The sequence below is a fragment of the Metabacillus crassostreae genome, from assembly GCF_016908395.1.
Taxonomy (GTDB): Bacteria; Bacillota; Bacilli; order Bacillales; family Bacillaceae; genus Metabacillus; species Metabacillus crassostreae.
In genome coordinates this window covers 80,807-92,892 of sequence record NZ_JAFBDU010000002.1, presented here as the reverse complement: position 1 = coordinate 92,892, position 12,086 = coordinate 80,807, and the positions used below count along the sequence as shown (strand labels likewise).

13 protein-coding genes, 13 tRNA genes and 1 rRNA gene are annotated in these 12,086 nt (G+C 33.9%); 23 read left to right on the top strand and 4 right to left on the bottom strand.

What is annotated here, in order from left to right:
• Positions 1-13: 13 nt before the first annotated feature.
• Entirely contained in the window at positions 14-400 is a 387-nt protein-coding gene (locus tag JOC75_RS08410; RefSeq protein ID WP_239589374.1) for a hypothetical protein, read from the bottom strand.
• Positions 401-419: 19 nt separating this feature from the next.
• Positions 420-683, bottom strand: coding sequence for a DUF1292 domain-containing protein (locus tag JOC75_RS08405; RefSeq protein ID WP_239589373.1), 264 nt, complete (start codon positions 681-683; stop codon positions 420-422).
• A gap of 113 nt (positions 684-796) precedes the next feature.
• Here JOC75_RS08405 and JOC75_RS08400 point away from each other — a divergent pair, with 113 nt between their 5' ends.
• From JOC75_RS08400 to JOC75_RS08310, 19 genes are all read left to right on the top strand, one after another.
• Positions 797-967 carry a hypothetical protein gene (locus JOC75_RS08400; protein WP_204953633.1) on the top strand — a complete coding sequence of 57 codons (171 nt, stop codon included), beginning with the start codon at positions 797-799 and terminating at the stop codon, positions 965-967.
• Between the two features lie 227 nt (positions 968-1,194).
• Positions 1,195-1,309: ribosomal RNA gene (gene rrf, locus JOC75_RS08395) — 5S ribosomal RNA — on the top strand.
• Positions 1,310-1,355: 46 nt separating this feature from the next.
• Positions 1,356-1,431, top strand: a tRNA-Val gene (locus JOC75_RS08390).
• Positions 1,432-1,628: 197 nt separating this feature from the next.
• Positions 1,629-1,702 (top strand) — tRNA-Ile (locus JOC75_RS08385).
• 9 nt (positions 1,703-1,711) lie between these two features.
• Positions 1,712-1,804, top strand: a tRNA-Ser gene (locus JOC75_RS08380).
• A gap of 92 nt (positions 1,805-1,896) precedes the next feature.
• Positions 1,897-1,973: transfer RNA gene (locus JOC75_RS08375), tRNA-Met, on the top strand.
• Between the two features lie 50 nt (positions 1,974-2,023).
• Positions 2,024-2,107 (top strand) — tRNA-Tyr (locus tag JOC75_RS08370).
• Between the two features lie 110 nt (positions 2,108-2,217).
• Positions 2,218-2,291 (top strand) — tRNA-Trp (locus JOC75_RS08365).
• Positions 2,292-2,315: 24 nt separating this feature from the next.
• Positions 2,316-2,391, top strand: a tRNA-His gene (locus tag JOC75_RS08360).
• Between the two features lie 134 nt (positions 2,392-2,525).
• A tRNA-Gln gene (locus JOC75_RS08355) sits at positions 2,526-2,600 on the top strand.
• 8 nt (positions 2,601-2,608) lie between these two features.
• Positions 2,609-2,682: transfer RNA gene (locus JOC75_RS08350), tRNA-Cys, on the top strand.
• Between the two features lie 8 nt (positions 2,683-2,690).
• Positions 2,691-2,764, top strand: a tRNA-Gly gene (locus JOC75_RS08345).
• A 12-nt stretch (positions 2,765-2,776) separates the two neighbouring features.
• Positions 2,777-2,850 (top strand) — tRNA-Ile (locus JOC75_RS08340).
• A 13-nt stretch (positions 2,851-2,863) separates the two neighbouring features.
• Positions 2,864-2,938, top strand: a tRNA-Asn gene (locus JOC75_RS08335).
• 38 nt (positions 2,939-2,976) lie between these two features.
• Positions 2,977-3,050 (top strand) — tRNA-Arg (locus tag JOC75_RS08330).
• 171 nt (positions 3,051-3,221) lie between these two features.
• The gene (locus JOC75_RS08325) at positions 3,222-3,407 is read left to right on the top strand and encodes a DUF5370 family protein (protein WP_204953632.1); all 186 of its coding nucleotides are present in this window, start codon (positions 3,222-3,224) and stop codon (positions 3,405-3,407) included.
• A 128-nt stretch (positions 3,408-3,535) separates the two neighbouring features.
• The gene (locus tag JOC75_RS08320) at positions 3,536-3,850 is read left to right on the top strand and encodes an iron-sulfur cluster biosynthesis family protein (RefSeq protein WP_204953631.1); all 315 of its coding nucleotides are present in this window, start codon (positions 3,536-3,538) and stop codon (positions 3,848-3,850) included.
• Between the two features lie 297 nt (positions 3,851-4,147).
• Positions 4,148-5,422 (top strand): DUF2254 family protein, encoded by a 1,275-nt coding sequence (locus tag JOC75_RS08315; protein WP_204953630.1) that lies wholly within the window; start codon positions 4,148-4,150, stop codon positions 5,420-5,422.
• Between the two features lie 102 nt (positions 5,423-5,524).
• Positions 5,525-5,998, top strand: coding sequence for a hypothetical protein (locus tag JOC75_RS08310; protein WP_204953629.1), 474 nt, complete (start codon positions 5,525-5,527; stop codon positions 5,996-5,998).
• 82 nt (positions 5,999-6,080) lie between these two features.
• Here the strand turns inward: JOC75_RS08310 and JOC75_RS08305 are convergent, their stop codons facing one another.
• A complete protein-coding gene (locus tag JOC75_RS08305; RefSeq protein ID WP_204953628.1) occupies positions 6,081-6,269 on the bottom strand; it encodes a hypothetical protein in 189 nt (62 codons plus the stop codon).
• A 657-nt stretch (positions 6,270-6,926) separates the two neighbouring features.
• On the opposite strand from JOC75_RS08305, the gene copZ reads away from it, so the two are divergent.
• The 3 genes from copZ to JOC75_RS08290 all read left to right on the top strand — a co-directional run bounded on the left by copZ (position 6,927) and on the right by JOC75_RS08290 (position 10,484).
• Positions 6,927-7,130 (top strand): copper chaperone CopZ, encoded by a 204-nt coding sequence (gene copZ / locus JOC75_RS08300; RefSeq protein ID WP_204953627.1) that lies wholly within the window; start codon positions 6,927-6,929, stop codon positions 7,128-7,130.
• 77 nt (positions 7,131-7,207) lie between these two features.
• Positions 7,208-9,625 (top strand): heavy metal translocating P-type ATPase, encoded by a 2,418-nt coding sequence (locus tag JOC75_RS08295; RefSeq protein WP_204953626.1) that lies wholly within the window; start codon positions 7,208-7,210, stop codon positions 9,623-9,625.
• A 16-nt stretch (positions 9,626-9,641) separates the two neighbouring features.
• Complete coding sequence (locus JOC75_RS08290) at positions 9,642-10,484, top strand: hypothetical protein (RefSeq protein WP_204953625.1); 843 nt, start codon at positions 9,642-9,644, stop codon at positions 10,482-10,484.
• Positions 10,485-10,782: 298 nt separating this feature from the next.
• On the opposite strand, the gene JOC75_RS08285 is transcribed toward JOC75_RS08290, so the two are convergent.
• Positions 10,783-11,247 carry a YndM family protein gene (locus JOC75_RS08285; protein WP_204953624.1) on the bottom strand — a complete coding sequence of 155 codons (465 nt, stop codon included), beginning with the start codon at positions 11,245-11,247 and terminating at the stop codon, positions 10,783-10,785.
• Positions 11,248-11,504: 257 nt separating this feature from the next.
• On the opposite strand from JOC75_RS08285, the gene JOC75_RS08280 reads away from it, so the two are divergent.
• Positions 11,505-12,047, top strand: coding sequence for a hypothetical protein (locus JOC75_RS08280; RefSeq protein WP_204953623.1), 543 nt, complete (start codon positions 11,505-11,507; stop codon positions 12,045-12,047).
• The last annotated feature ends 39 nt before the right edge of the window (positions 12,048-12,086 follow it).

Below are 12,086 nucleotides of genomic sequence, written 5' to 3'. Positions count from 1 at the left end.
TCTCCTAACTTATTTATTGTTTATATTGAGCACTGTATGAGTTTTCACCAGAATGAACCGATAAAAGCGTATCAGCATATCCAACAAGTCTATTTACGATTTCATCAGAAATCGAGTAAACAAGATGATGTAGTTTACTTTTATGTAGTTCTGGATCATCAAATATAATTGTTGTGTTAATAAAAATATGTTTTGTATCAAAAAGGTTGTAATGAATAATAGCTTTCCCAGGCGCACCACCTGTTAAAGGATCTTTATAGCTTGGTAAAAACACATACCACTCTTCAGCAGTGGGCGATCTGAAATTTTTAGTAAAAGTCATTCCTTTTATTTCATTCTCTATTTGTTTTTTTAGGTTTTCATCCATCACGTCAATCACTTTATTTACATTGTTTTTCATGAATCCTCCTACACCTTACTCAATCAGCTGGATTAGCATGAACGGCGATTTCATATGCATCTAGAATCATATTTTTCTTTTTGTGGTCATCTATATTTACAAGATATTGTCCGTCTTGTTCATCTTCAACTTGCATGATAATTGTATTTGTATGATCTTCACTTTCTTGAAGAAGAGCAAAGGTTTCATCTTCTATATCAAATAAAGCCTCGACAATATATTGTTTTTCATGGCCTTGTTCATCTTCTACTACTATAAAATCTCTTTCTTGATCGTTTATCATGTTATCAACCTCCTAAGTTAATTGTATTTTTCCCTACTGAAGGTATTTTAATTATTGTATAAATTAAATGGAGCAAAAAGTTTTAAAGAGCTGTCTTTAAAAGGGTAAATTAAATGAATCAAGAAAATCATATAAAGATGCTTAATAAGCTTTTAGAAGGAAATCGAATGGCTTTTAAAAAAGGGTTCATTTCTGCAAGATTGTTGCTAATAGAATTCATTACCTATTGTAACCAGTGTGTTATCGCATTTGTAGGAGAAAAGATGCCACTAGACTTTATATAGAGCTGTTTCCATTATGATTCTAAAAACAACAAGATTTAAAAGAGCCTTAATAAATCTACATCATAGTTTAACAACCATTTTAAAAGGACTTTTATTAAGAATGAAGAGGTGATAAGATATAGTTTATCAGTGAAAAAACTATACGCTTTCAAAGAGATTTTTTTCGGAGAAATACTTGATTTATTCTAAGAACAAATTATAATATTATTTGTCACTAAATATACATGTCTAGTAATGATGGCGAAGAGGCTACACTCGTTTTCATGCCGAACACGGAAGTAAAGCGCTACAGTGTCGATAGTAGTTGGAGGGTTCCTCTATGAGAGTAGGACGTTGACAGACTATTTCATGAACATATTTATACGATCTTATATAATATTGATTTAATGGAGGATTAGCTCAGCTGGGAGAGCATCTGCCTTACAAGCAGAGGGTCGGCGGTTCGATCCCGTCATCCTCCACCAACGTTTTTTCGCGCAGCGAAAATAACGAACCTTAACTCGCGCAGCGAAAATAACGAACTTAACCTGGCGCGGTGAAAATAACGATAGAAAATAATTAACCATATGGGGCCTTAGCTCAGCTGGCTAGAGCGTACGGTTCATACCCGTGAGGTCGTGGGTTCGACTCCCTCCACCGCTATCCAAGTTAAATGACTATTGGACCCTTAGCTCAGTTGGTTAGAGCAGACGGCTCATAACCGTCCGGTCGTAGGTTCGAGTCCTACAGGGTCCATTAATTTACGGAGGAATACCCAAGTCCGGCTGAAGGGATCGGTCTTGAAAACCGACAGGGGTGTCAAAACCCGCGGGGGTTCGAATCCCCCTTCCTCCTCCATAAAAAACGATCATAAAAGTGTTCACGAAGTATATAATGGTTTATATACTGTATATTACAGGACCTCTTAACAGAGAGAGTTTTTTTATTATCGCGGGGTGGAGCAGTTCGGTAGCTCGTCGGGCTCATAACCCGAAGGTCGCAGGTTCAAATCCTGTCCCCGCAACCAACTTTCTAGTTATTCCGTCCGGACCGCCATTAATGGACAAAACAAAATATGGAGGGGTAGCGAAGTGGCTAAACGCGGCGGACTGTAAATCCGCTCCTTAGGGTTCGGCAGTTCGAATCTGCCCCCCTCCACCAATGTTTTTTCGCGAAGCGAAAATAACAAACAATATGGTTTAACTGCGAAGCGAAAATAACAAACAACATGCTGGTCTTCACCATTAGAAATAACATTCATCATTTGATTTAGGGGCATAGTTTAACGGTAGAATAGAGGTCTCCAAAACCTTTGGTGTGGGTTCGATTCCTACTGCCCCTGCCAAAAAATATACCGACTTTCAAAATGGCGATTGTGGCGAAGTGGTTAACGCATCGGATTGTGGTTCCGACATTCGTGGGTTCGATTCCCATCAGTCGCCCCAATTATATAATCAGACAGGGTTACTTAGTAATTTAAAATGCAAAAAGCACTTAGTTGTTGACGATTTTCAGTGATATTTCCTTCAGAAATACCCCAGAATATCCTCTTGCGATGAGGATTCTGTCGAATATTCAATGGGCTATAGCCAAGCGGTAAGGCATCGCACTTTGACTGCGACATGCGTTGGTTCAAATCCAGCTAGCCCAGCCAAAACATAAGGCATCATAGCCAAGTGGTAAGGCAGAGGTCTGCAAAACCTTTATCCCCGGTTCAAATCCGGGTGGTGCCTCCAATAAAAATGCGGGTGTAGTTTAGTGGTAAAACCTCAGCCTTCCAAGCTGATGATGAGGGTTCGATTCCCTTCACCCGCTCCAAAAACTACAAATGGACCTATAGCTCAGATGGTTAGAGCGCACGCCTGATAAGCGTGAGGTCGATGATTCGAGTCCATTTAGGACCACCTTACATATTTTTCCGCAGTAGCTCAGTGGTAGAGCTATCGGCTGTTAACCGATCGGTCGTAGGTTCGAGTCCTACCTGCGGAGCCATCTATTCAATAATGCTAAAAAAACTAAAATTAAATTTTGCGCCTTTAGCTCAGCAGGATAGAGCAACGGCCTTCTAAGCCGTCGGTCAGAGGTTCGAATCCTCTAAGGCGCGTACTAAAAAAGTGTACTCCATTAATTGAGTACACTTTTTTAGTACTAATTTTCAAGCTCTCTACCTAATTATTAATTACATAGCATTATTCACAATAGAGAAATAGAATGATTAATATTGTACATAGGACATAATAATATCAAGTTCTGTATTTAAAGGAGTTGATGTAAGGTGGGAGCAGTTGAAAGAAATGGCTATCGTTTTGAACCGGAATTTAGTGTTATTCATCAAAATGGTGCGATCCATGTTTATGAAAAGGGTAAATTTATTGAAGAAATAAAGTTTGTTTTTAATGGTGAATTTCCTGAACATGATCAGATCGAGGAAATAATTGATCAATATATTGAAAAAAAATAAATAATAAGAGAGACCGTTATATTTAACTGTGATAAGTGTTGTATCTAACTGTACACAAATAGAATCCTAAAAATATGATTTAATTTTACCTATTTAAGGTATATAAAAATTAAGGGAGTGTGTTACAGATGAATATAGTCATAAAACCAGAAGCAGTAAATAAATTAAAAGGTAGGGAATTTCAGGAAAATGAAGGGATTAGGATAGAAGCAACTTTTGTAGGTAGCTGCACAATATATGCTGAACATAGTCTTCTAGTTGATATAAAACAAGATGATGACGATATTTTTATGGTTGAAGATATACCAGTTGTTATATCAAAGGAAAGCCAAAAATATCTTGATGAGAATATATTTTTAGATTACAGTCCACAATTAGGATACAAAATATCTTCCGATCAAGAAACGTATAAATATAATCTCCAACTAAAAGAAAATAAGTAAAAAAGTAAATTAATGTTAATGATCAATTAGCAGACGATTCTCAGGATTTTCGTCTGCTTTTTACTATTATTTAGGCGCTGTTATACCTTGTTGTTGATTTCCGTTTCAGGCATTTGCATCTTCCTAAGTCCAGGAGCACCATCGGTAGCTGCTCGACTGTGGGTTTCCAGTTGAAACCTTATCCCATAGCATTCTTATATTCATTACAATCAACAAAGCGCTGAAAACATAGCTAGTGTTTAAATAAGTCTATAACAGGGTATTATTCAAACACTAAATATGTTTTGGAGGAAACTCGTGTTTAATAAACTTTTCTTATTTATAAAAAGTAGAGTGTGGCTTTTGCCAACTATTTTTTCTATAGGTTCATTTTTCTTAGCAGTATTGGTAGCTTTTTTAGATCAGTTCATAAATCTGAATAATACTAAAATTATAAAAGATTTCCTTACAATTGATCGAGACCTTGCTCAGACAATATTATCAACAATTGCAGGATCTCTTTTAACAATGACAACAATTACATTTTCAACAATAATGGTTGTTTTGACAACATATTCTTCTCAATTTTCACCAAGAACTCTTCAAAATTTCATACGTGATATGGTAACAATGAGAGTACTGGGAATATTTATTGGAGGATTTGTTTATTCTATTTTTTCTCTGCTATTTATGAAACAACAGTCAGAAAGTTATGTTTTAGCAGTAACAATTAGTGTTATTATTGCTTCAATATGTGTTGGGGTATTTGCTTATTTTATTCATCATGTAGCTTCTTCCGTTAGAGTAAGTAAATTGATTGAGCAACTTTCAAATGATGTACTTAAATCAATACATAATAAAATTAGTAAAGTAGAGAAAAATGATCATGTCATATTAGTAACAAGCACTCCTAGTGAGTATAAATTCTCAAAGAAAATCGAGATAACAAATAACGATTTTGGTTATATTCAATTAATTGATGAAGAAAACCTATATAAACAAGCATGTGAAGATGATTATTTCATAGAAATTCATCATTCAATAGGAAGTTTCCTACCGCCTGATAAATTAGTTATGACAATTCATCACAACGGAGTAGCTGAAAATAAAGAGTTAGAAGGAATCACACTTGGAAATGAACGAACTACAATGCAAGATATAGATTTTGGCTTGCAAAAATTAACGGAGGTTGCTTTAAGGGCGATTTCTCCGGGAATTAATGATCCTAATACTGCGATTGATTGTATACGACATTTAGGTTTATGTTTAAAAAAGGTAAGTAGCCTTGATGGTAATTCCCTAGTTTATTATAAAGATAATACAGCTGTACTCTCAATACCACAAAGACCTTTTGAAGAAGTGCTCAGATCCTGCTTTTACCAAATTTGTCATTATGGACAAAAGGATATCTCGATTTTAGAAGCAATCTTTGATGCTTTATTGGAAATATCAACGTCTAATACAAAAGAGATTATCGAAAAAACAGTTCAATTTAGTGAATATATTCTTGAAAAAGCAGATATTCATTCATTCCCTGAATTAGATCAAAGATCATTGAAAGACAGAAAGAAACGTTTAGTGAATCAAAAATAATAACGAACTTACTTACTTAAGGTCTATTTTAGAAAAATATAATAAATTTCATAATATTTCTCTCTTATGGAGATAGTAATCCTGAATGGGAGGAATTTTGTGATGTATAAGTATCCTAAAATAATACTAACATTAATGATGATAGTTCCATGGTTTTCGTTAGCTTTCTTTGGAAAAAAAGCATTCAAAAGATTTCTGCCAGCAAGTTTATTCATTTCTTTAGTTGTGAAAATTGAATGTTATATTGCCAAGAAACGAAAATGGTGGTGGTTTTACGAGGAACTTCATCCAAAATTAAGTAGAGAGACTCCGTTAATTATTGGTCCATTCTTTGTTGGGTCATTGTGGATATTAAAATTAACGTATGGAAAATTCAAAGAATTTATTGTTTTTAATTTATTAATTGATTCATTTTTCACCTATTATTTAATGAATGTTTTTCAAAAATTAGGGCTAGGGTCTTTGGTACGGTTAAAAAGACTTAATTTATCATTATTGTTCTTGATCAAATCACTTCTTTTATACGCTTTTCAATATGTTAAGGATCGTTTTATAGAAGATACAGAAGTAGGCTAACGACTGATCAATTGTAATTAGGAAAGTCAATGAGTGCTACGCTACGAAACACATTACTTGAAACATTTGTTTTAGCTAGAACTCAATTTGATTCACGTTTTTCTTTTTTCGAGTATTTATAAACTGCTATCCTGATAATAAAAACTAGAGAAAAGAAAATAGCACTTAAAGTAGTTTTAAGTTCAGGATTTTTTAAGGTTAGACTAGTAAAAATCATTAATAAAACAATCCCAAAATAGACTAATTTCTCATATTTGACGATAAACTTCAATAATAACACTCCTTAAATAATATTAATAATGGGACAGGTAGAAACAGTAAGCATTATTAATGAAGGCTGTTCTCCCAAACTTCGTTGCTTTTATATATGCCCTAAGAAATCAGCACAGTAATAAGTCTAGTGGCATCTTTTCTTCATAAAATGTTATCCTTATATGCAAAAACGCACTGTTTTTACGGATATTTTGGTTACATAGCAACAATCTTTCAGTAAAGAGCCTTAATGAAAGATTACAATTTTTAATCAATCCTATAATACCATTTGTTTTGGATTTATGAAAACAAAGTGAATAGAAAAAGGAAAGAGATATCTTGAAGGTGAGTGATCCCCTGAGATATCTTTTTTAATCTAATGATTAAATATCTTTTATCATGATTAGCATAATAAATCCCTGTTACATTTTGCTTAGTTTTTTCAGAGGTTTTTATGAAGGCATAATTTGCTAGCTGCTTTTCTATCTACAGAAAAAATTGGATAATATTTCTTTATAACACTTTACATAGGTTGGGGGGGTATAGTATACTTAATTCAAGGAAACATGATAAATGTAAAAAATTACACACCAATTTCAACCTCATCGATTGAAATATGGTACTTATAAGGTAATGAACTTATCAAAAAAATGCACTTCAAAGGAGAAAATAAAAAATGAAGAAGATATTTGATGTTAATGGAATGTCATGTGGTCACTGTGTTAAGTCAATTAAGAACAGTGTTGAAAAATTAACTGGAGTAATTCATGTAGAGGTAATTTTAAGTGAAGGTAAAGTTAATGTAGAATATGATTACAATACTGTTTCATCAGCTGAAATAAAGGATGTAATTGAAGAACAAGGCTATGATGTAAAGTAGGGTATATTACGTACGTGTCTCAAAATTAATATGAAGTATTTTTATATACCTCTATTAGGTATAAGGAGGGTTTTACAATGGCACAAACAATAAAGGAAGCTACACTGCCAATTGCAGGAATGACTTGTGCGTCATGTGCTGTAAGGATTGAAAAGGGACTTAATAAGATAGAGGGAGTGGAAGAAGCAACAGTAAACTTTGCTCTTGAAAAAACCTCAATTAAATATGATCCAAATATAGCAAATATAGATCTGATGAAAAAAAAGATAAGACATTTAGGATTTGAGGTAATAGAGGAAAAGATTGAGTTGAATATTACAGGTATGACCTGTGCGGCTTGCTCAACAAGAATTGAAAAGGGATTAAACAAGCTTGATGGTGTTTTAAAAGCTTCGGTAAATTTAGCGGTAGAAAGTGCTACCATAGCGTACGATCCTAAACAAACAGATGTATCACAAATCATTCAAAAAGTCGAAAAGTTAGGTTATCAAGCAAACAAAAAAAATGAGCAAATAGAAGATATCACAGATTATAAAGCAAAGGAATTAGAAACACAAAAAGGGAAATTTTTCTTTTCACTTATTTTATCTCTGCCCTTATTATGGGCAATGGTGAGCCATTTTAGCTTCACATCATTTATTTATCTGCCTGAAATGTTTATGAATCCTTGGGTCCAATTAGCGTTAGCTACGCCTGTCCAATTTATTGTAGGAAAACAATTTTATGTAGGAGCTTATAAAGCGTTAAGAAATAAAAGTGCAAATATGGACGTTCTCGTTGCTTTAGGGACCTCTGCTGCGTATTTCTATAGCTTATATTTATCAATTATTTCTATTGGTAGCAATTCACATATGGTGGAGCTTTATTATGAAACAAGTGCAGTTTTAATTACACTAATTATTTTAGGAAAGTTATTTGAAGTTAGAGCAAAAGGGCGTTCCTCAGAAGCTATAAAAAAACTAATGGGACTTCAAGCAAAAACAGCAGTTGTTGAGAGAAATGGTGCTGAGATTGAAGTAGCTCTTGAGGATGTATTGGTTGGAGATATTGTATATGTAAAACCAGGTGAAAAAGTCCCGGTAGATGGAGTTATTATTGATGGTCGTTCAGCTTTAGATGAATCAATGATAACTGGTGAGAGTGTACCTGTTGATAAAACGGTGGGAGATTCTATCATAGGAGCAACAATTAATAAAAATGGATTCTTAAAAGTTGAAGCAACAAAAGTAGGGCGTGACACAGCTTTATCACAAATCATTAAAGTAGTAGAAGAAGCACAAGGATCAAAGGCACCAATTCAGCGTTTGGCTGATCAAATTTCTGGTATTTTCGTACCGATTGTTGTAGGAATTGCTTTTATCACATTTTTAGTCTGGTTCTTCATCGTCGATCCAGGTGACTTTGCTGAAGCGTTAGAAAAATTAATCGCCGTGTTAGTTATAGCATGTCCATGTGCATTGGGTCTTGCGACACCAACATCTATTATGGCTGGTTCTGGCAGAGCAGCTGAGTTTGGGATTCTTTTCAAAGGAGGAGAGCATCTCGAGGGAACACACCGTTTAACAACAATATTGTTAGATAAAACAGGTACTGTTACAAATGGTGAGCCAGTTTTAACAGATTTATTAATTGAAAAAGAGTTTAATGAAGAAGAGTTTTTAACATTAGTAGGTACAGCGGAAATGCAATCAGAGCATCCACTAGCACAAGCAATAGTTGATGGTATAAAAGAAAAAGGAATAGAACTTGTTAATGTAGAGGAGTTCGAGGCAATACCTGGCTATGGTATTAGAGCTAAGGTGGGAAATCAAGTTGTTTTAGCTGGTACAAGGAAGCTTATGAAAAAATATGGTGTCATAGTCGAGGAAGCTGAAGAAACAATGGAGCAGCTTGAGACAAATGGTAAAACAGCTATGCTTATTGCTATCGATCATAAATATGCGGGAGTAGTTGCAGTCGCAGATACAATGAAAGTAACTTCAAGGACAGCTGTTAAACGTTTAAAGGATATGGGTCTTGAAGTAGTGATGATTACTGGCGACAATAAATTAACGGCACAAGCAATTGCTAAAGAAGCGGGTATTACCAGAGTTATAGCAGAGGTTTTACCAGAAGGAAAAGCCGAAGAAGTGAAGAAATTGCAAAAACAAGGAAAAATTGTTGCAATGGTTGGGGATGGAATCAATGATGCACCAGCGCTTGCAACAGCTGATATTGGTATGGCAATTGGAACTGGTACAGACGTAGCAATGGAAGCAGCAGACATTACGTTAATGCGCGGTGATTTAAACAGTATTGTAGATGCGATTTATATGAGTAAAAAAACAATCCGAAATATTAAACAAAATTTATTTTGGGCCTTTGCATATAACACACTTGGAATCCCAGTAGCTGCATTAGGCTTTCTTGCACCGTGGTTAGCTGGAGCAGCCATGGCATTTAGTTCCGTATCTGTTGTCTTAAATGCATTGAGATTACAGAGAGTAAAATTATAGAAAGGATTAAAACGATATGAAAAAATGGATATTCTCAGCTGTTACCTATGTAATCATTGTCATATTTGCCTATATTGTATATGATTCGATTTCTATGAAGGGTAAAGTTGAGCAAAAGGTATCAGATCATAGTGCAGCAGAAGATCATGGAACACATGATAATACTTCAAATGAGACATCAGATGATCATCATGAACATAAAAATGAAGAAAATACTGAAAATCAAATAAAAATCCAAGTACAAGAAGAAAATGGACATATTATGATTACACTAAAAGACTTTTTAGGTAATCCTCTTAAAAATTTAGAAATTAACCATGAGAAGTTAATGCATCTTATAGTTGTTGATGAACACCTTGATCAATATTACCATTTACACCCAGAAGAAATAGCAGCTGGGCAGTTTAAAGTGAAAAGTCAATTAAATGAGGGTCATTATAAAGCATTTGTAGATATAAAATTAGGTGATTTAGCTTATAAAGTGGATCCAATACCATTTAAAGTGGGAAACCCTTCAACAATTGAACATAATCACCCTTCATTAGAAGTTGATAAAAACCTAGAAAAAACAGTGGATGAAAATAGTGTAAAACTTTCAGCTACGGATTTAGTAGTAGGTGAGCCGGTGACATTATCGTTTGATGTTCATGGCGTTGAACTAGAGCCTTATTTAGGGGCAATGGGACATGTAGTGATATTAGATGAAAAAGCGCAGGAGTATTTACATGTGCATCCGCAAAATGAAAATGAACCAGTGTTTGAAACTGAATTTTCTGATGCTGGTATCTATAAAATATGGGCAGAATTTAAGGTTAATGGAAAAGTGACAGCATTTCCATTTGTTGTAGAAGTGAAATAAAAGTCAAAAAGGAATCCATTATCTAGGTGGATTCCTTTTGAGTATTGACTGATCTTTTTAATGAATGTTAATTCACACCATCACAAGTCAATAGCATTATTAAAATTTTAGTTAATGTTGATTTTTGAGCACTTTGTTGATTGCAGTGAAAGGCAGAGATTCCTGGGGGATGGGCTCTCCTATAAAAAAGTGAACTTCATATATTCATGAAAAGAACGCCTGTAACTGAAAATCATCAACCACAATGTATATCAACACTTATTCGTTAAATAAATAGTTATGGAGCCTTGATTAACCTTCATTCCTCTTCTAATTTTTTCTGAGTTTTTTTTGTAAGGTCAGAGAGATTTTCCTCTTCAGCAAATTCATATGCCAGGTTTGGCTTAACATTAGCTCCACGTTTTTCAAAATATTGAGCAGCTGGTCCACGTTCTCCAACTAACAAATGAATAAAAACTTCAACACCAGTTATTATTAGTGCTGAAATAATACTACCCCATGCAATCTGTAAATAGCTTTCAAATAAAATGCTGCCGAAAATCCACACACTTAAGTATGATAATAGAAAGTCAACAGCAGTTGCAGCTTTTCTTCCTAACTGGGGTAAAACAATTAACTCTCCAACAATATACGATGTAACAGTAACAAACAAACTAAAAGATAAAATATCGATAATTGTTGCTTCAAAAAATAAATCAAGTCCAAGTCCAAAAGCAATAACACAAGTTATAAATTTAATTAATAGAATCGTCGATTGCTTCATATGAAAAACCTCCTTCAGTTAGTTTTAATCAACAAAGGGAAATTCATACACATTTCATAAAATCTGAATAATAGAATCAATTATAAAAAAATTGAGTAAAAAGTCTTCAGATGTCAAGATGTTTTAAGGATTAGTTGCAATTCAAACAGTTAGTTGTCGATAGAAATAATACTTATAAAAAACCAATTTTTAGTAAGAGGAAATATGGTAAAATGTTACTGGAATTATATTTAATCATAAGGAGATTTTTATCAACCATGAACACAATCATAAAAACATTCACCAAAATATTCATATTTACTTCCATTCCTTTTGGCTTCTTCATGTATATACAAGCATTGATATTTAATAATGCTGAGCCAAGTATCGCTTTATATATTGTAATAGGGCTTGTGTTTGGTTTATTTATGTCATTATTTATGACAATCTTAGATTTTCAGTCTAAAAAGTCAATTGGAGAAGGAAAAAGTAATGGGGTACATAAAAAAGGTACGATTGAAGTGCCGCTTCCTGAAGATGAGGTTTTTAAGTTATGTAGAGATGCAGGATCAGTTTTAAAGGGTGCTAAGGTAAGGCATGAAAACCAACAAAAAGGGTTGCTAATAATAAGGACTGGAATCAATTGGAAAACTTGGGGAGATATTATAGAAATTGTTGTAGAAGATATAGATGCTAATCATACGCGAGTATTCATTCAGAGTAGACCAGTTGTTCCAACGACATTAGTAGATTATGGAAAAAACTATGAGAACATAAAACGTATTATTGGATATATAGAAAAAGAGAATTTGAGTATATAAGAAGCATGATATAAAAATTGTTCTTATCAAAGGCCCCTG